Source organism: Streptomyces sp. NP-1717, assembly GCF_022695985.1.
Taxonomy (GTDB): Bacteria; Actinomycetota; Actinomycetes; order Streptomycetales; family Streptomycetaceae; genus Streptomyces.
The window spans coordinates 48,904-67,649 of the sequence record NZ_JAAPBF010000009.1; the positions used below are offsets into that span (position 1 = coordinate 48,904).

Here is an 18,746-nt window from a genome sequence, read left to right on the forward strand (position 1 = left end):
GCCCAAGTATCGGTCATGGCTGTTCGGGGTCCGGTCATCGGGTACGGGCACGTGCATGTCAGGGCAGGGTGACGGCCGTCTGTCATCGGGTGCCGCGCGCGGTGAACTTCTCCAGCGCGGGGACGTCCTTCTCGGTGACGAGGGCGGGTCCGGTCAGTACGGGCTTTCCGCCGCCGATGACGTTGCCGTTGTTCTTGTGGAGCCACAGTTCGTCCACGGCGAGATAGCCCTGGAGGTAGGGCTGCTGGTCGACGGCGAAGCCGATCTCCTTGGCCTTGAGCTGCTTGACCACGTCCGCGTTGAGGTCGAAGGTGTTGATCTCGGCGCCGGACCCGGCGCTCCCCTTGGCCTTCACGGAGGCGGCGGCGAAGGGCGCGCCGAGGGTCACGACCGCGTCGATGTCCTTGCCGCTCTGGAGCTTCGCCTCGATCGACGACGTCGACGCGGGCATGTTGGTGCCCTCGACGTTCAGGTTCTCCACCGTGCCCTCGAAGGTCTTCTTGACCCCGGCGCAGCGGCCTTCGAGCGAGACGTTGCCCTGTTCGTGGATGACGCAGAGCGCCTTCTTCTTGCCCCGCTTGTTCAGCTCCTCGCCGACCGCCTCACCGGCGACGGCCTCGTCCTGGCCGATGTGGCCGAGCGCGCCGAACGGCTCGGAGAACTCGGCGCCGGAGTTGATCGTGACGACGGGGATACCGGCGGCGGTGGCCTTGGCGAGGACGGCCTTGACCGCCTCGGGCTTGGCGAGGCTGACCACGAGGCCGTCGACGTCCTGGTCGATGTAGCTCTGGATCAGCTGGGCCTGTTCCTTGCCCTCCTTGTTGGCCGCGTAGAGGAACTGCACGTTGTCCTTGGCCGCCGCGACCTTGGCGCCGCTCTGGACGATGTCCCAGAAGGTGTCGCCCTCGCCGGAGTGCGTGACCATGGCGATCTTCATGCGCGGGGTCTTGGCCGCCGTACCGCCTGCGCCGTCGTCGGCCTTGTCCTCGGAGTCCTTGCCTCCGGAGCCGCTGCATCCGGCGACGAGGGCGAGCGCGCATGCGGTGAGCAGCGCCGCCGCCGTGCGGCCCGCCGCCTTTCGGTTGGTACGCATGGTGGTTCCGCCTTCTCTCCGGGCCGCCCCGTTGCGGCTGGGGGAGTTCTAGCGGCGGTCGCGCGGCCCCGTCAATACTTTGTCCGAACATTCTTACGAAGAAGTGGACGGCCAAGGGCGTGCCGGGGGCCCTTCGGCGGCTCTACGTGCGCCTCTACGTGCGCCTCTACGGGCGGACGAGGAGCTGGAACTCGAAGACGTAGCGCGAGGCCCGGTAGATGTGCACGCCGAACTCGACGGCGCGGCCCGTGTCGTCGAAGGTGGTGCGCTCCATCGTGAGCAGGGGCGCGCCCGCCGCCTCGTCGAGCAGCCGCGCCTCCCCGGCGTCGGCGGCCCGCGCGCCGACCGACTGGCGCGCGCTGTGCAGCGTGATCCCGACGGCGCGCATCATCCGGTAGAGGCCGGTGGTTTCGAGCTGGGCGGTGTCGCAGTCGAGGAGCTGGAGCGGAAGGTGGTTGCGCAGCCGGGCCATCGGTTCGTCGTGGGCGTACCGGAGGCGTTCGACGAGGCGTACGTCCGCGCCTTCGGCGACGCCGAGGGCGGCGGCGACCTGGGCGGTGGCCGGTTCGACGGTGTTGCGCAGGACGCGGGTGGCGGGGTGCTGGCCGGCCGCCTCCAGATCGTCGTAGAGGCTGCTCAGCTCCAGGGGGCGTCTGACCTGGCTGTGCAGGACCTGGGTGCCGACGCCTCTGCGGCGTACGAGCAGCCCCTTGTCGACGAGCGACTGGATGGCCTGGCGGACGGTGGGCCGGGAGAGTCCGAGCCGGCCCGCGAGCTCGATCTCGTTGCCGAGGAGACTGCCCGGCGCGAGTCCGCCCTGCTCGATGGCGGCTTCGAGCTGCTGCGACAGCTGGAAGTAGAGCGGTACGGGGCTGGTGCGGTCCACGGCGAGCTGGAGCGCGGCGGCCTGGGGGGCCTGCCCGCTCGGCTGCTCCTGCTCCGGCTGCTTGGACACGTGGGCGAGCGTAGCCCCGTGAGATGTTGACGGAAAGTCCTGTAGTTCGGTTGTCAGGACAAGTGACGTCGGCGGTCGGCGGTCGATGCCGTCCGGGCAGAGATCATCGCAAAGATCATCAACAGGTCTAAATGTCAGGACAAACGCTTGACATGACGACGACGCGAAGGCCACCTTGGGGGCCATGCGCATCGGACTCATCGGCACGGGCCGTATCGGCACCTTCCACGCCGCGGCCCTGAGCCGCCACCGTGAGGTCGGCTCCCTCGTCGTCGCCGACACGGACGCGGCCCGCGCCGCACATGTCGCCGACCGTACGGGCTCGACGGCGGCCCCCTCGGTGGACGAGGTCTTCTCCTGGGGCGTGGACGCCGTCGTCATCGCCTCGGCCACCTCCGCCCACGCCGATCTGATCAGCCGCGCCGCACGGGCGGGGCTGCCCGCCTTCTGCGAGAAGCCGATCGCGCTGGACCTCAAGGGCACGCTCAACGCCCTCAAAGAGGTCGACTCCGCCGGCACGGTGCTGCAACTGGGATTCATGCGCCGCTTCGACGCCGGTTACGGCGCGGCCCGCGATCTCGTACGGTCCGGGGCGCTGGGCCGGCTGCACACCGTCCGGGCCGTCACCTCCGACCCGGCTCCGCCGGCCGCGGAGTATCTCCCGCTCTCCGGCGGGCTCTACCGGGACTGTCTGGTCCACGACTTCGACATCATGCGCTGGGTCACCGGGCGCGAGGTGGTGGAGGTGTACGCGACCGGTTCGGACGCCGGGCCCCCGATGTTCCGCGCGGCCGGCGACATCGACACCGCCGCCGCCGTCCTCACGCTGGACGACGGGACGCTCGCCACCGCCACGGCGACTCGCTGCAACGGCGCGGGGTACGACGTACGGATGGAACTGGCGGGCGAACTCGACCAGTTCGCGGTCGGCCTCGACGACCGTACGCCGATCACCTCGACCGAGCCGAAGGGCCCGCCGCGCTGCGACAACCCGTGGCCGGGCTTCCTGGAGCGGTTCGCCCCGGCGTACGAGGCGGAGCTGGACGCCTTCATCCGGGTCGTGGGCGGCGAGCTGGAGAATCCGTGCGACGGCCATGAGGCGCTGCACGCGCTGCGGATCGCGGAGGCGTGCGAGCTGTCCCGGCTGGAGCACCGGCCCGTACGGCTGGACGAGATCCCGGGCGTCTGAACGGGCCCGCCCGGCGATGCGGGGGCTGCCCCCCTCAGGCGGGCTTCGGCACCGGCAGCACCGTGCCCTGCGCCACCGCGCACAGGGTCTCGGTCCCGTCGTCCGCCACCGTGAACAGATCGCAGCGCACCGTCGCCTGCCGCCGGCCCGCGTGGACGACGGACGCGCGGGCGACCAGCGTGCGGCCGGTGCCGGGACGCATGTACTGGATGGAGAAACCGGCCGTCAGTACGGCGGGACCGAGCACCGAGCCGGCCGCGAACGTGATGCCGTTGTCCGCCGCGTACGCCAGCACTCCCCCGTGCAGATAGCCGTTCTGCTGCTGGAGGTCCTCCCGGATGTCCAGCTCCAGCTCGGCCTCCCCGTCACCGAAGACCATGACCCGGGTGCCGAGCAGGCTGCTGAAGGGCTGGCCGGCCAGCACCTTCCGGGCCAGGACGATGTCGAACTCCTGCATGGTCGGACTCCTCCGGAACGTACCCGCGTGGCACTCTCCATCCCTACCACCGCACCGGCAGGCCCCGCACCCCGCGGATCAGCATTCCGGGCAGCCAGTCGAGCGGTCCCGTGTCCGGGTCGAGGGTCAGGCCGGGACAGCGTTCGAGGAGGGTACGGACCGCGATCCTCGCCTCCAGGCGCGCGAGCGGCGCGCCGAGGCAGTGGTGGATGCCGTGCCCGAAGGCGAGATGTCCGTGGTTGCGGCCCTTGGCGCCGGTCGCCGTGGCCGTCGGCGTACGCCGGATGTCGAAGCGGTCCGGCTCCGCGTAGCGACCGGGGTCCCGGCCCGCCGCGCCGAGACCGATCAGCACCGCCTCGCACGCGGGGACGACCGTGCCGCCGACGGTCACGGGCTCGCGGGTGAAGCGGACGGTGCTGGTCAGGACCGGGCCCTCGTAGCGCAGCATCTCCTCGATGGCGCCGTCGAGCAGCCCGAAGTCGTCGCGCAGGGCGGCCAGTTGCTCGGGGTGGGAGAGCAGGGCCCGCATACCGTTGGTGATGAGGTTGACCGTCGTCTCATGACCGGCGATCAGCAAGAGATAGGCCATCGCGCGCAGTTCGGGGGCGGAGAGCCGGTCGCCGTCCTCGGCGCGGGTGCGCAGCAGCGCGGAGAGCAGATCGCCGGAGGGACCGGCACAGCGTTTGTCCTCGATCAACTCGTCGAAGTAGGCGCCGAGTTCGTGGACGGCCGTGTACTCACCGCCGGGGTCGGCGGGCGCGACGATCTCCGTCGACCAGGCGCGGAAGACCGCGCGGTCGGCGGCGGGCACCCCGAGCAGCTCGCAGATGACGGTGATGGGCAGCGGATACGACAGCGACTCGACCAGGTCGCCGTGGCCGGCGGGGAGCATGGTGTCGATCAGCTCGTCCGTGACGTGCTGGATCCGCTCCCGGAGTCCGGCCACCCGGTGGGCGGTGAACTCGCGGGCGACGAGCTTGCGCAGCCGGGTGTGGTCCGGTGGGTCGACGAGCAGCAGATTCGGTCCGATGACCCGTTCGTCGAGCATGCTGCCGCCCACCGTGGCGGGTGACTTGGAGAGCCGGGGATCGGCCAGCGCGGCGCGCGCCTCCCGGTGTCCGACGATCAGCCAGAGCCGTTCGCCGTGCGGCGTGCGCACCTGGTGAACCGGGCCCGACTCGCGCAGTCTCGCGAAGTACGGGTACGGATCGGCGGTAAAATCGGGCCCGTACGCGCCCAGATCGACGACGGTCATCGCGTCAGATTACGTCGCTCCGGCGTACGCCGCCGAACAGGGCGGCCGGGCCCGCCCTCAGTCGCCGTCCGTCACCAGATCCGCGTCGTGCACCAACAGGGCGATCTGCACACGGTTGTTGAGGTCGAGTTTGGCCAGGATGCGGGAGACGTGCGCCTTGACCGTGGGGACGCTCATGAACAGTTCCGCCGCGATCTCCGCGTTGGAGCTGCCGCGTCCCACACCGAGCGCCACCTCCCGTTCGCGCTCCGCGAGGCGGGCCAGCCGGTCGGTCGCCGTGTCCTTGCGCACGCCGGTCGGCGCCCCCGCGACATGGTACATCAACTGGCGGGTGACGGCCGGGGAGAGCACGGGTTCGCCCGCCGCCACCTGCCGTACCGCCGCGACGATCTCGGCCGGCGGCGTGTCCTTGAGAACGAAACCGGCGGCGCCCGCGCGCATCGCCCGCAGCACCTGCTCGTCGGCGTGGAACGTGGTCAGGACGAGGACTTCGGGCGCGTCGGCGCGGGCCCGCAGCAGTTCGGTGGCGGTGAGACCGTCCATCACGGGCATCCGGATGTCCATGAGCACGACGTCGGGGGTGCGTGCGCGGACGAGCGCGTCGACCTCGGAGCCGTCGGAGGCCTCCCCCACGATCTCGACGTCGTCCGCGCCGCCCAGCATGAAGGTCAGTCCGGCGCGCACGAGCGGGTCGTCGTCGACGATGAGCAGCCGGATGATCGTGGAGGTCATGGGGACCACGGTAGCCAGGCCCGGACGGCGAATCCGCCGTCGCCGGTGGGACCGTGCTCGAACCGGCCACCGGCCAGGGTCGCTCGTTCGGTCAGTCCGATCAGCCCCTGGCCGGAGCCGGGCACGTTCGGGACCGGGCCGGTGGGCGCCTCGTTGCGTACCTCGACGGTGAGACCGTCCCCCGGGCCGCCGCTCACCAGGACCGTCGTGCCGGTGCCGGGCGCGTGCTTGCGGGCATTGGTCAGCCCCTCCTGCGCGATGCGGTAGGCGGTACGGCCGGTGGTGGGCGGTACGGCGGCCGGGTCCTCGACACCGCTGTCGAGGGTGACCTCCATCCCGGCGTCGCGGGACTCGGCGACCAGGGCGTCCAGGGTGACGAGCGTGGGCTGCGGGCGCTCGCCCTCGTCGCCGGGCGCGCGCAGCACGCCGATGATCATGCGCAGGTCCTGGAGCGCCTCGTGCGCGCTGTCGCGGATCACACCGGCCGCCCGGCCCACCTCGGCGGGCGGCGCGTCGGGTCTGAACTCCAGCGCGCCCGCGTGGACGCTGAGCAGCGTCAGCCGGTGGGCCAGTACGTCGTGCATCTCGCGCGCGATGGCCTCACGGGCCAGGCGCTGGGCCTGTTCGGCCCGCAGCGCCGCCTCGGTCTCCGCCCGTACGGCGCGCTCGCGCAGCGCCACGACGAGCTGCCGGCGTGCCCGTACGAGCATGCCCGCGGCGATGAAGAGCAGGACGATCAGCGCTCCGAGGATGATCGCCGTCAGATGCGACAGGGTCGGGTCGGGGCGCACGTACGCCTGGCCGACCATGCCCGCCATGCCCACGGCCCCGGCGACGGCCACGGGCTTGAACGGCCGGTGCACGGCCAGGCTGAAGAGCGCCACCAACGCGGCGCCGCCCGCCAGCGGCGACACGACCTGCACGGCGCCGAGTACGAGGGCCAGCGCCAGCGGCCGGCGCCGCCGCGCCCAGAGGGTGCAGCACGCCGCCAGGCCGATCAGCATGTCGGCCATGAGGAGACCTTCGCTGTTGCCGGCCTGGTCGGCGGCGTCCAGCGCGACCATGCCGATGAAGGCGGCGAAGAGGAAGGCGAGCAGGTCCACGACCCAGTCGCGCACGGTCCGCCGCGGGCGCCGCCGCCCGCCCCCTTTTCCGGCGGGCCCGGGGTCGTCGGGTGCCGCCATCGCCGACGGCAGCAGCCAGGGGTATTCCGTACGGGTCATACGAACCAATCTATGCAGGTGACGGACGGGATGCGGGCTGCTGTCCGACGAGGGCTACCAAAGTCACGGCGTCATCGACCTAGGTCACTGCCGGGCAGGGGTCCGTCCTCAATCGCCGGACGGGCTGGTGTTCTGTCCTCAAGCGCCGGACGGGCTGGTGGCGTCCACGCGCGCCCGGCGGTGTCCTCAAGCGCCGGACGGCTAGAAGTGCCCGCCCGGACGGACTGAGTACGCCCGGCGCGCCCGGCAGGGTCCTCAAACGCCGGACGGCTAAAGGCGCCCACCCGGACCGGCTGAATGCGCCCGCCGCGCCAGGCGGCGTCCTCAAACGCCGGACGGCTAAAGGCGCCCACCCGGACCGGCTGAATGCATCCGCCGCGCCAGGCGGAGTCCTCAAACGCCGGACGGCTAGAAGTGCCCGCCCGGGGGGCGTTTGGAGCCCGTCCGGCGATTGAGGACGAGCGCGGAACACGAGCCGCGCAACCCGCCAACGCTCCCCGGTCAGTCGTCGTCCGATTCCCGCCGGTGGCTCGCACGCCCGGCCGGTTTGATCGAAGACATCCGCACCCCATTCATCGCCCGCCGTCGCGCGGGCTATCGACCGAAGGACGCACCACATGTCTGTAACGAGTTCCGCTCCGGCCGGCCGCACCGCGCTGGTCACCGGTGGCAGCCGGGGCATCGGGGCCGCGATCGCCCTGCGGCTCGCACAGGAGGGCGCCGATGTCGCGATCACCTACGTGGCGAACGAGGACGCCGCCCTGGAGGTCGTGCGCAAGATCGAGGCGACCGGCCGGCGCGGCCTCGCGCTGCGCGCGGACTCGGCGGACCCCGCCGAGGCGGCGGGCGTCGTGGAGCGGACCGTGGCCGGTCTCGGCGGGCGGCTCGACATCCTCGTGAACAACGCCGGAATCCGTCTGCTCGGCCCGCTGGACTCCTTCCCGGTGGCCGATGTCGGCCAACTACTGGCCGTGAACGTCCAGGGCGTCTTCCTCACCACCCAGGCCGCCGCCACGAAGCTGGCACGCGGTGGCCGGATCGTCACCATCGGCAGCTGCATGGCCCATCGCGTGCCCGGTCCCGGCGGGACCCTCTACGCGACGAGCAAGGCGGCCCTCATCGGGCTGACCAAGGCGCTGGCCCGGGAGCTGGGCGCGCGGGGAATCACCGCGAACATCGTCCACCCGGGGCCGGTCGACACCGACATGAACCCGGCCGACGGCCCGTACGCGGCCGGTCAGAGCGCGATGACGGCGCTCGGCCGGTTCGGGGCCGCCGACGAGGTGGCGTCGATGGTGGCGTTCCTGTCGAGTGACGAGGCCGCGTACGTGACGGGCGCCGAGTTCTCGGTGGACGGCGGGCACGCGGCGTAGCGCGCGCCCGGCGTCAGCCGCCCAACTCCCGGTGGCGCAAAGCCAGTCGGGACGCTCCCTCGCCGGTGAGCGAGCCGAAGAGGCGCAGTCGGGAGATACCGCCGTCGGGGAAGATGTCGATCCGCACCTGACGGGCGGTCACCGGGCCGTCGAGCACGAAGCGGTGGTTGGTGTCGGGCTGGAGGCGGGTGCGGGGCACGACCTCGGTCCAGCCCGCCTCCTCCGAGCCCGTTCCGGGCTCCCCGTCGCGTACCGAGAGCGCCGCCCAGCCCGCCGAGTTGCCCTTCAGATAAGCCGTGTCGATCTCGACGGCGCGGATCTCGGCCTGCTCGGCGAGCTCGTAGCGGATCCAGTCGTTGCCCTTGTCGCGGCGGCGGCGGGTCTCCCAGCCGTCGTCCATCTGCCGCGAGCGGCCCGGCTGGATGGTGTTGGTGGCGGGTGAGTAGAAGCGGTCGGACGCGTCCTCGACCCGGCCGCCGTTCTCCAGGGCGAGGAGGTCGAACGTGCCGAGCGCGGCGAGCCATCCGGGGTCGGGGGCGACGTCGCCGTACACCCTCAGTCGCGCGATTCCGCCGTCGGGATGCTGGTTGACCCGCAGATGGGTGAAGCGGCTCCCGGCGCCGACGGTGAACCCGTTGGCCGCGTGACCGCCAACAGCCGTGCGGGGAACGAGAGTTGTCCACACGACATCGTCGGCGAGCAGGTCGTCCGGGGACGGGGAGCCGGGTACGGACGTCGCCTCGACAGAGACCGCCTGCGGGTAGTTGCCCCGGAAGTGGGCGGTGTCGACCACGATCCCGCGTACGACGCCGGGGGCACCGAGCCGTACGAGGGCCCAGTCGTGGTCGTCGTCGGTGGGGTGCGGCACGGCGGCGGACGCGCCGCGCCTGCGGCGGGTCTCCCAGCCGTCCATGATCTTGCCCTTGTGCCCGAAGCGTTCCGGGTCGAACTCGGCGGGGCCCGGCTTCAGCAGGTTCTCGCGCTCGGCGAAGAACTCGTCGTTGGCGGCGACGACGCCGGCGCCGAGCCTGCGGTCGGCGAGGTCGACGAGGTGGGTGAAGGGCAGTTCGGCGGACCGGTAGTCGCGGTACGGGTCGCCGCCCGCGTACGGGCTCGCGTCACCGGTGAAGGAGGGTACGGCGGGTTCCGCGGAGGAAGCGGCGGGGGCGGACAAGGGGGGCGTGGCCACGGTCAGTTGTTCCTTTCGAGCAGTCGGCCGGAGGGCTCGGCGATGGCTCCGTCGGCGACGATGCGCCGGCCGCGCAGCCAGGTGGATCTGACGACGCCGTACAGCGTCCTTCCCGCGTACGCGGTGACGCGGTTGCGGTGCTGGAGCGCGGCGGGGTCGACGGTGAACGAGTCGTCGGGCGCGAGGACCGCGAAGTCGGCGTCACGGCCGGCCTCGATGGCGCCCTTCCTGTCCAGCCCGGCCAGCGCGGCGGGGGCGGTCGACATCCAGCGCGCCACGTCGTCCAGTGAGTGACCGCGCCGGCGGGCCTCGGTCCAGATGGCCGGCAGGCCGAGCTGGAGGGAGGAGATTCCGCCCCACGCGGTCGCGAAGTCCGAGGTCTTGAGGTCGGTGGTGGAGGGCGAGTGGTCGGAGACGACGCAGTCGATCGTCCCGTCGGCCAGCCCTCGCCAGAGCGCGTCCTGGTTCGCCGCCTCACGGATGGGCGGACAGCACTTGAACTCGGTGGCGCCGTCGGGGACCTCCTCCGCGGTGAGGGTGAGGAAGTGGGGGCAGGACTCGACGGTCAGCCGTACGCCCTCCCGCTTGGCCGCGGCGATCAGCGGCAGCGCGTCGGCGGAGGACAGATGCAGCACGTGGACGCGGGCGTCCAGTCGGCGGGCCGCCGCGATCAGACCCTCGATCGCGGCGTTCTCGGCGTCGCGCGGGCGGGAGGCGAGGAAGTCCGCGTACCTGGCTCCGGCACGCTGCGGTGCGGCGGCCAGTTCGCGCGGATCCTCGGCGTGCACGATGAGCAGTCCGCCGAAGCCGGCGATCTCGGCGAGCGACCGGTCGAGCTGCGCGGCGTCGAGTTCGGGGAACTCGTCGACGCCGGACGGCGACAGGAACGCCTTGAAGCCGAACACCCCCGCTCCGTGGAGGGACTTGAGGTCCTCCACGTTGTCGGGGAGCGCGCCGCCCCAGAAGCCGACGTCGATGTGCGCCTTGCGGCTCGCGACCTCCCGCTTGATCCGCAGATGGGCCGTCGTGGTCGTCGGCGGCAGGGAGTTGAGGGGCATGTCGATCAGCGTGGTGATTCCGCCGGACGCCGCCGCGCGCGTCGCGGTCCAGAAGCCCTCCCACTCGGCGCGTCCGGGGTCGTTCACATGCACATGGGTGTCGACGAGGCCGGGGAGGACGACGTCGTCGCCGACGTCCACCAGCCGGGCACCGGGCGGCGGTGGGGAGCCGTAGGCGCGTCCGTCGGGCAGCTCGTACGGGAGCACCGCCGCGATCGTGCCGTCCGCGACGGCGACCGACGCGGGCCGGGTGCCCTCGGGGGTGACGACGCGCGTCGAGCGCAGCACCAGGTCCACGGTGCGGTCCGTGCCCGGGTACGGGTCGAGGTCGGTCACCGGCAGCCCTCACTTCCGTCGTCGTGTCGCACGAAAATTCAACGAACTGTTGAAGGAGTCTTCATGCCGGACCGGTGTCCGTCAAGGCCCGCCCGCCCCGGAACGGGCGCCCTGCACTACACTCAGGTACTTCCACACTACGAAAATCGACTTTCACCAGACAGAATCCGACCCACCCGCCCACCGTATGTTCCGATCACGGCGGGTGACCGGCGACACCCGGACAGAAACCCCCTGACCGGCGAAAACGTGGCAGGGAACTGCCGCCTCGTCCGCCGGGCACCCCACGGACCGCCCGGTAAACTGCTGACTCGCCCACCTCTCGTCCCTACGCCCCGAAAGGACCGTTGTTGTGCCGACGTCCAGCGCCGCGAGCGCCAGCGCCACCGACGCCGCCAAGCCCGCATCCGCGAGCGGCGGCGTCCAGTCCCTTGAGCGCGCGTTCGATCTGTTGGAGCGGATGGCGGACGCGGGCGGCGAGGTCGGCCTGAGCGAACTCTCGGCCAGCAGCGGTCTGCCCCTGCCGACCATCCACCGGCTGATGCGGACCCTCGTCGCCTGCGGCTACGTACGCCAGCAGTCGAACCGCCGTTACGCGCTCGGCCCGCGCCTCATCCGGCTCGGCGAGTCCGCGTCGCGGCTGCTCGGTACCTGGGCGCGGCCCTATCTGGCGCGGCTGGTCGAGGAGACCGGCGAGACCGCGAACATGGCGCTGCTCGACGGCGACGAGGTCGTGTACGTCGCACAGGTGCCGTCGAAGCACTCGATGCGGATGTTCACCGAGGTGGGCCGGCGGGTGCTCCCGCACTCCACGGGCGTGGGCAAGGCCCTTCTCGCGGACGCGCCGGCCGACGAGGTGCGGGCGCTGCTCGCGCGTACCGGCATGCCAGCGGCCACGGACAGGACGATCACGACGCCCGACGGCTTCCTCGAAGCGCTCGAACTGGTGCGCGGCGCCGGTTACGCGGTGGACGACAACGAGCAGGAGATGGGGGTCCGCTGCCTGGCGGTCCCGGTTCCCAACTCCCCCACCCCGGCGGCCATCTCGATCTCGGGCCCGGCCGGGCGGGTCACGGAGACGGCCACCGAGCGGATCGTGCCGATACTCCAGGAAGTGGCGCGGGACCTGTCCGAGGCCCTGGCGAGCACGGCGGCGGCACACCAGCAGGGGTGACTCCGGGCGCCCGTACCCCGGTCCGCCGGCCGTCCGTTCGCGGCTCGCTCGCGGCCCGGGCACCGTACGCCCCAATCCCCTGGGACGTACGGTGCCGAGGCTCATCGGCTCCGGTACCCGGTACCTGAAAGACCGGGTTGGCGGCGCCCGCCGGGCTGTCGGCGCCCGGCCCTGGTCGTACTCAGTGCCCTAACTCTCCGAAGAGGTCGACCGCCCTCCTGACATCCATCAGGGTGGGCGCCAGAGCGCTCACCGAACCGATCGAACCCACGATCAGAAGCAGCGAGCGACGCATCCGGCGGATCTCCGGATCGCCTCCCGCCACCATCGAAGCCAGCGCGGCCAGTTCTTCCTCCGCGATTCCTCTGTCCCTGAACTCGCTCGGATACGAGGCGAGTTCACGTCTGAGCCGGGCCACGGCGAACCGCAGGCCGCTCAGTCTTGGATCGTCACCCTTCTCTGTCACTCGCGTATGCCCCACGCTCCGCAACAAAGTTCTCCCCCTCGCACGCCATGGTGCATGTGCCTTCGGCATGTTGGCCGCCCCGCCGGCGCCCCTCTTCCCACACGCCGGGCGCCGCGAGACGCGGGACAGTAAACGCCACCCGAGCGGCCGTGCGCCACCAGATGGACAATATTCAACTTGTACCACTGACGTATCGCCAGGTCGGGGCAGCAGAAACGATCTGACGGGCCGTCCGGTGGAAGGCGCGCGGCGGGGCGCACGGGCGCGCGAGGGGGCCTGCGGGGTAGGGAGAACCCATGGACCAGAACGATCACGGAGAGTCGCCGGTGGCCGGGCTGCTGCTCGCGGCGGGCGGCGGACGCAGGCTGGGCGGGCGGCCGAAGGCGCTGCTGCCGTACCGGGGGCGCCCGCTGGTGGAGCACGCCGTGCGGTCGCTGCGGGAGGGCGGCTGCGAGCGCATCCATGTCGTGCTCGGCGCCGCCGCCGACGAGGTGCGGGCCCGCGCCGTACTGCCGGGCTGCGTACTGGTCGGCAACCCGGAGTGGGAGAGCGGCATGGGCTCGTCGCTACGGGCGGGGCTGGCCTCACTGACGGCGGCCTCCGTCCGTTCCGCGGCCCTGGTGATGCTGGTGGACCAGCCGGGGATCGGCCCGGCGGCGGTGGCACGGGTGCTGGCCGCGTACGGCTCCCCCGGCACGCTCGCCGCGGCCGCCTACGGAGGCGAGCGCGGCCATCCGGTGCTGTTCGGCGCAGACCACTGGGCCGCGGTCGCGGAGGATGCGACAGGCGATCAGGGGGCACGTGGGTATCTGAGGTCCCACGCACGGGACATCGCCCTCGTCGAGTGCGGGGATGTCGCCGGGGCGTACGACATCGACACGGAGGAGGATCTGTCGCACCTTGAGGAGTGAGGCCCTGGCACTGAGCGCCGTGGTCTGTCGACTCTGAGATTCTCGACATCAACAAACCATTGAAGTTCCACCATGAGAAAACTACTATCCACAGGTCAGAAGCGCCCGATCCACCGGAAGGCGCGCGCGACCGCAGCCGGAGCCACGGCACCCAGTGCCGCCGACGGTGACCCCGCGGTCGCCGGCCCGCTCGTAAGGAGTGACAGTCATGTCCGCACCAGCGCCGTCCCCGCTGGCCGTCGTCGACGCCGACACCCTGCCCCGGCAGGACGAGGTCCTCAGCCCAGCGGCTCTCGCCTTCGTGGCCGAGCTGCACCGGCGGTTCACCCCCCGGCGTGACGAACTCCTGATCCGCAGGCACGAGCGCCGCGCGGAGATCGCCCGTACGTCCACGCTGGACTTCCTGCCGGAGACCGCGGCCGTACGCGAGGACGACTCCTGGCGGGTCGCGCCGTCCCCGCCCGCGCTGAACGACCGCCGGGTGGAGATCACCGGACCCACCGACCGCAAGATGACGATCAACGCGCTCAACTCCGGGGCGAAGATCTGGCTCGCCGACTTCGAGGACGCCTCGGCTCCCACCTGGGAGAACGTCATCAACGGCCAGCTCAATCTGATGGACGCCTACGCCCGGAAGGTCGACTACACCGACCCGGTGTCCGGCAAGTCGTACGCCCTCAAGGCCGCCGGCGAACTCGCGACGGTCGTCACCCGCCCGCGCGGCTGGCACCTGGACGAGCGCCATCTCCAGTTCGAGGGCCGCGCCGTTCCCGGCGCGCTGGTCGACTTCGGTCTCTACTTCTTCCACAACGCCCAGCGGCTCATCGAGCTGGGCAAGGGCCCGTACTTCTATCTGCCGAAGACCGAGTCGTACCTCGAAGCGCGACTGTGGAACGACGTGTTCGTCTTCGCACAGGAGTACGTGGGCATCCCGCACGGCACCGTCCGCGCGACGGTGCTGATCGAGACGATCACCGCGGCGTACGAGATGGACGAGATCCTCTACGAACTCCGCGACCACGCCTCCGGGCTGAACGCCGGCCGCTGGGACTACCTGTTCTCGATCGTCAAGAACTTCCGTGACGGCGGGCCCAAGTTCGTGCTGCCGGACCGCAACGCGGTGACGATGACGGCCCCGTTCATGCGCGCGTACACCGAACTCCTCGTGCGCACCTGCCACAAGCGCGGCGCGCACGCGATCGGCGGCATGGCGGCCTTCATCCCCTCCCGGCGCGACCCGGAGGTCAACAAGGTGGCCTTCGCGAAGGTCAAGGACGACAAGGACCGTGAGGCGGCGGACGGCTTCGACGGCTCCTGGGTCGCCCACCCCGACCTGGTGCCGATCGCGATGGCCTCCTTCGACGCCGTGCTGGGCGAACGCCTCAACCAGAAGGACCGCCTCCGCGAGGAGGTCTCGGTGACGGCGGCCGAACTGATCGCGGTCGACTCCCTGGACGCCAAGCCCACTTACCAGGGCCTGGTCGGCGCGGTCCAGGTCGGCATCCGCTACATCGAGGCCTGGCTCCGCGGCCTCGGCGCGGTCGCCATCTTCAACCTGATGGAGGACGCGGCGACGGCCGAGATCTCCCGCTCCCAGATCTGGCAGTGGATCAACGCGGGTGTCGTCTTCGAGAACGGCGAGACGGCGAGCGCCGGCCTGGTCCGCGAGATCGCGTCCGGCGAACTGGCCGCGATCCGCCGGGAGATCGGCGAGGAGGCGTTCACGGGCGGCACATGGCAACAGGCCCACGACCTGCTGCTGACGGTGGCGCTGGACGAGAAGTACGAGGAGTTCCTGACCCTCCCCGCGTACGAACAACTGCGGGGCTGAACAGGCGAGTTCACTTCGGAACGCACCACTCCCGCACCCCCGGCACCACTCCCGCACCCCCGGCACCGCTCCGCGGCACCGGGGGTGCGGCGCGTCCCGGGCCGGGCGGTTCGAGTGTCTTCGGGTGACTTCAGGAGTGAAAGTTATCGGCGTTCCGGTACGTCGGCGCAGCTCATGCGTGGCGTCACTGGACTACACCACGGGCCCTTCCCGTACCCCCTTTACGCGCGTAGTTGACGCGTGCGTTACTCATGTCGTGTCCATGGCATTCCGGAGAGACGGAGGCCGGGCACCCACACCCCCACCACGTCCCGGAGGCAGCCATGTCCGTGCACAGCTCTCCGTACCGACGACTCATCAGATCCAAGGGCGTTCTCGTCCCCGGCGTTCTCGCCACCGTCGCGGCGCTTCTCATGACCGGCGCCGGACCGGCGTCCGCCGCGCCTCCCGGCCCCGAGGAGACCGTGCGGCCCGGCCAGGCGTGGATGGGCGCCGGAACCCGTCTCGAACAGGGCCCCACGCCGGGCCCGGCGCCGCTGGACACCAGCGGTGTGCAGGGCATCGACGTCTCCCACTGGCAGGGCGCGATCAACTGGGGCTCGGTGAAGGCCGCGGGCATCGACTTCGCCTACATGAAGGCCACCGAGGGCACGACCTTCAAGGACTCCCGCTTCAGCGCGAACTACACGGGCTCCTACAACGCGGGCCTGATCCGCGGCGCGTACCACTTCGCCCGGCCGAACTCGTCCAACGGGGCGACGCAGGCGAACTACTTCGCCAGCAACGGCGGCGCCTGGTCCAGGGACGGCAAGACACTGCCGGGCGTGCTCGACATCGAGCACAACCCGTCCGGCGCCTCCTGCTACGGCCTGTCCACCACCCAGATGCGCACCTGGGTGAACGACTTCTACAACACCTACAAGGCCCGCACGGGCCGCGACGTCGTCATCTACACGACGGCGAGCTGGTGGAACAGCTGCACCGGCAACTGGACCGGCATGGCCGCCAAGTCGCCCCTGTGGGTGGCCCATTGGGGCACGACCAGCCCCAACATCCCGGCAGGCTTCCCCACCTGGACGATCTGGCAGTACACGGCCACCGGCCGGGTCAGCGGTGTCTCGGGTGACGTGGACCGCAACAAGTTCAACGGCTCGATGGACCGGCTCGTGGCCCTCGCCAACAACAGCTAGCCGGACCGTCACCTCCTCACGACGCGACTCGGTGCCGGGAAGCCCCGTCGGTGCGGCTTCCCGGCGCCCGGTGGCCCCGCCCCCGAACACTCGGTGAACACAGCGGACCAGGAGGCACCACCATGAGCTCTCGCAAGCCCGGCCGACGTCAGGTCCTGCTCGCCGGCTCCGGCGCGCTGTTCGGCGCCGCGCTGCCCACCGCCGCGCACGCCACGGCCCACGCCACGCGTGGCGGTCGTGGCGTCGAACCGGACATCGACACCACCGCGCAGTGGAACGCCCGGCCGCCCCGAAGCCCCGTGAGCGTGCTGAACAAGCGCCCCGTCAGGATCGTCGTCCATCACACCGTGAGCGCGAACACCTCCGTCTTCTCCCGCGCCCAGGCCCACGCGCACGCCCACTGGGTCCAGGACCTGCACATGGACGACAACGGGTGGCTGGACAGCGGCTACCACTTCGTCGTCAGCAGGGGCGGCTGGATCACCGAGGGGCGGCACCGCAGCCTCAGCACCCTGCGCGGCGGCAGCGGCTTCGTACTCGCCTCGCACACCTCCGGGCAGAACGAGCAGTCCATCGGTATCGCCAACGAGGGCGCGTACCACGACGGCGCGCAGCCGCCTGCGGCGCAGTGGGAGGTCCTCGTCACGCTCTGCGCGTACGTGTGCGGGCAGTACGGCATCGCCCCGAGCCAGATCTACGGGCACAAGGACTACGGCACGACGCTCTGCCCCGGCGTCATCCACGACAAGCTGCCGCAGCTGCGCGGTGAGGTGGCCGCGAGCATGGGCTGACGCCCGTGCAAACCGTTGCGAGAGCGCTCTCAGACACGACAGACTCGGGGCATGGCCTTCATACGCTCCTACCGTCCCGGCGATCGCGACGCCGTGTACGACATCTGTGTACGGACCGCCGACGCGGGCGGGGACTCACGGCACCTGTACCCCGACGGCGAACTGGTGCCCAGCGTCTTCGCCGGCCCCTACGTGGAGCTGGAGCCGGATCTGGCGTTCGTGCTCGACGACGGGGAGGGACGTCCCGTCGGGTACGTGCTCGGGGTCGCGGACACCGGGAGGTTCGTGACGGCGTTCCGGGAGAAGTGGCTGCCAGCCGTCGGCGGCAGGTACCCCGCGCCGGAAGGGGCCGGGGAACGGACACCGAGCGAGGTCATGGCCGGCCTGTTGCACGATCCGGAGCGGATGGTGCTGGCCGAACTCGCCGCGTATCCCGCGCATCTGCACATCGATCTGCTGCCCGCGTGGCAGGGGCGGGGACACGGCCGGTCACTGATCCACACGCTCCTCGACGCGCTGCGCGCCAAGGGCGTGGAGGCCGTGCATCTGTCGATGCTGACGGCGAACACCGGGGCGCGGGCCTTCTACGACCGTGTCGGCTTCCACGAGATCGCCGTGCCGGACTCGGACGCCGACGACGTCACGTATCTGGGACGCGGTACGAGGCGCTGACCCGGCCCGGGTCCCCGGGCCCGGCGGACCGATGAGTTCGCGCGGTCCGCGGGGTCTACCCGTCATGGACACCCACACCGACCCGAAGCTTCCCGACCACGGTCCCGTCTCCCGCACCATCGCGGGGCTGATCGACGGCATCGAGGACAAGCACCTCGCGGCGCCCACGCCGTGCCCCGACTACACCGTGCGGGAGTTGCTCGCGCATCTCGTCGGCCTGACCCTCGCCTTCCGTGACGCGGGAAGGAAGGCGCTGGGACCGACGACCGACACGCCGCCCACCGATGGGCTGCCCCCGTTGGAGGACGGCTGGCGGACCGTCCTCCCGGCCCAGTTGGACGGCCTCGCGGAGACCTGGCGTTCGCCCGATGCCTGGCAGGGCTTCACCCGGGCCGGCGGCGTGGACCTGCCGGCCGAGGTGGCGGGGCTCGTGGCGCTGAACGAACTGGTGGTGCACGGCTGGGACCTGGCGCGCAGCACGGGACAGCCGTACGAGGTCGACGCGGCGACCCTGGCGGCGGTGCTCCCCTTCCTCGAACCGGCGGCGGCGAGCGCGGAGACGGGTCAAGGACCGGAGGGCCTGTTCGGCCGCCCCGTCCCCGTACCGGCCGACGCGCCGCTGCTCGACCGGGTGATCGGCCTGAGCGGACGCCGCCCGGACTGGCAGCCCGGGGAGTGACCCCCGGGCCCCGGGGGTCTGCGCGGCGAACCCTCGGGGATCGGCCCGGGCCCGCCGCGGAGCGGCCGGTGTCACGTGGAGCGGTGCATCGCGGGGGCGCGGGATCGGACTCGTACGGGACGTAGTCGGACACCTCCGAGAACGCTGCCGACACGGCGGGGTGCCGTACCGG

Annotated in this window: 18 protein-coding genes; 9 read left to right on the forward strand and 9 right to left on the reverse strand. The window is 71.4% G+C overall.

Translation table 11 applies throughout. The annotated features are described in order from the left end of the window. Positions 1-82 precede the first annotated feature (82 nt). Positions 83-1,093, reverse strand: a complete 1,011-nt coding sequence (locus GXP76_RS03460; protein ID WP_242569898.1) for a substrate-binding domain-containing protein — start codon at positions 1,091-1,093, stop codon at positions 83-85. Positions 1,094-1,259: 166 nt separating this feature from the next. Further along, a complete protein-coding gene (locus tag GXP76_RS03465) occupies positions 1,260-1,979 on the reverse strand; it encodes a GntR family transcriptional regulator (protein WP_242569925.1) in 720 nt (239 codons plus the stop codon). A gap of 253 nt (positions 1,980-2,232) precedes the next feature. Between GXP76_RS03465 and GXP76_RS03470 the strand changes: the two genes are divergently transcribed. Next, complete coding sequence (locus tag GXP76_RS03470) at positions 2,233-3,237, forward strand: Gfo/Idh/MocA family oxidoreductase (RefSeq protein ID WP_242569899.1); 1,005 nt, start codon at positions 2,233-2,235, stop codon at positions 3,235-3,237. Positions 3,238-3,271: 34 nt separating this feature from the next. Here GXP76_RS03470 and GXP76_RS03475 read toward each other — a convergent pair whose 3' ends face one another. The 4 genes from GXP76_RS03475 to GXP76_RS03490 are packed head-to-tail and all read right to left on the reverse strand — an operon-like array spanning position 3,272 to position 6,904. Beyond that, positions 3,272-3,694 carry a PaaI family thioesterase gene (locus tag GXP76_RS03475; protein ID WP_242569900.1) on the reverse strand — a complete coding sequence of 141 codons (423 nt, stop codon included), beginning with the start codon at positions 3,692-3,694 and terminating at the stop codon, positions 3,272-3,274. A gap of 43 nt (positions 3,695-3,737) precedes the next feature. Next, positions 3,738-4,949: a cytochrome P450 gene (locus GXP76_RS03480; protein WP_242569901.1), complete on the reverse strand. Its 1,212-nt coding sequence runs from the start codon at positions 4,947-4,949 to the stop codon at positions 3,738-3,740. Between the two features lie 57 nt (positions 4,950-5,006). Further along, on the reverse strand, positions 5,007-5,681 hold the full coding sequence (locus GXP76_RS03485; RefSeq protein ID WP_242569902.1) for a response regulator transcription factor: 675 nt from the start codon (positions 5,679-5,681) through the stop codon (positions 5,007-5,009). Beyond that, a complete protein-coding gene (locus GXP76_RS03490) occupies positions 5,678-6,904 on the reverse strand; it encodes a sensor histidine kinase (protein WP_242569903.1) in 1,227 nt (408 codons plus the stop codon). Before GXP76_RS03490 ends, GXP76_RS03485 begins: the two co-directional genes overlap by 4 nt. A 617-nt stretch (positions 6,905-7,521) precedes the next feature. On the opposite strand from GXP76_RS03490, the gene GXP76_RS03495 reads away from it, so the two are divergent. After that, entirely contained in the window at positions 7,522-8,277 is a 756-nt protein-coding gene (locus GXP76_RS03495; protein WP_242569904.1) for an SDR family oxidoreductase, read from the forward strand. A 13-nt stretch (positions 8,278-8,290) separates the two neighbouring features. Here the strand turns inward: GXP76_RS03495 and alc are convergent, their stop codons facing one another. Both alc and allB read right to left on the reverse strand, forming a co-directional pair. Next, positions 8,291-9,466, reverse strand: a complete 1,176-nt coding sequence (alc, locus tag GXP76_RS03500) for an allantoicase (protein ID WP_242569905.1) — start codon at positions 9,464-9,466, stop codon at positions 8,291-8,293. 2 nt (positions 9,467-9,468) lie between these two features. Next, the gene (allB, locus tag GXP76_RS03505) at positions 9,469-10,860 is read right to left on the reverse strand and encodes an allantoinase AllB (RefSeq protein WP_242569906.1); all 1,392 of its coding nucleotides are present in this window, start codon (positions 10,858-10,860) and stop codon (positions 9,469-9,471) included. Positions 10,861-11,212: 352 nt separating this feature from the next. Between allB and GXP76_RS03510 the strand changes: the two genes are divergently transcribed. Then, entirely contained in the window at positions 11,213-12,034 is an 822-nt protein-coding gene (locus tag GXP76_RS03510) for an IclR family transcriptional regulator (protein ID WP_242569907.1), read from the forward strand. Positions 12,035-12,215: 181 nt separating this feature from the next. On the opposite strand, the gene GXP76_RS03515 is transcribed toward GXP76_RS03510, so the two are convergent. Beyond that, complete coding sequence (locus GXP76_RS03515; RefSeq protein WP_242569908.1) at positions 12,216-12,527, reverse strand: DUF5955 family protein; 312 nt, start codon at positions 12,525-12,527, stop codon at positions 12,216-12,218. A gap of 269 nt (positions 12,528-12,796) precedes the next feature. Between GXP76_RS03515 and GXP76_RS03520 the strand changes: the two genes are divergently transcribed. From GXP76_RS03520 to GXP76_RS03545, 6 genes are all read left to right on the forward strand, one after another. Beyond that, complete coding sequence (locus GXP76_RS03520; RefSeq protein ID WP_242569909.1) at positions 12,797-13,411, forward strand: NTP transferase domain-containing protein; 615 nt, start codon at positions 12,797-12,799, stop codon at positions 13,409-13,411. A 208-nt stretch (positions 13,412-13,619) separates the two neighbouring features. Further along, positions 13,620-15,242, forward strand: a complete 1,623-nt coding sequence (aceB, locus tag GXP76_RS03525) for a malate synthase A (RefSeq protein ID WP_242569910.1) — start codon at positions 13,620-13,622, stop codon at positions 15,240-15,242. Between the two features lie 323 nt (positions 15,243-15,565). Beyond that, positions 15,566-16,432 carry a lysozyme gene (locus GXP76_RS03530; RefSeq protein WP_242569911.1) on the forward strand — a complete coding sequence of 289 codons (867 nt, stop codon included), beginning with the start codon at positions 15,566-15,568 and terminating at the stop codon, positions 16,430-16,432. Positions 16,433-16,554: 122 nt separating this feature from the next. Further along, on the forward strand, positions 16,555-17,223 hold the full coding sequence (locus GXP76_RS03535) for a peptidoglycan recognition family protein (protein WP_242569912.1): 669 nt from the start codon (positions 16,555-16,557) through the stop codon (positions 17,221-17,223). 51 nt (positions 17,224-17,274) lie between these two features. Further along, the gene (locus tag GXP76_RS03540; protein ID WP_242569913.1) at positions 17,275-17,895 is read left to right on the forward strand and encodes an N-acetyltransferase; all 621 of its coding nucleotides are present in this window, start codon (positions 17,275-17,277) and stop codon (positions 17,893-17,895) included. Between the two features lie 64 nt (positions 17,896-17,959). Then, positions 17,960-18,574 (forward strand): TIGR03086 family metal-binding protein, encoded by a 615-nt coding sequence (locus GXP76_RS03545; protein WP_242569914.1) that lies wholly within the window; start codon positions 17,960-17,962, stop codon positions 18,572-18,574. Positions 18,575-18,746 lie beyond the last annotated feature (172 nt).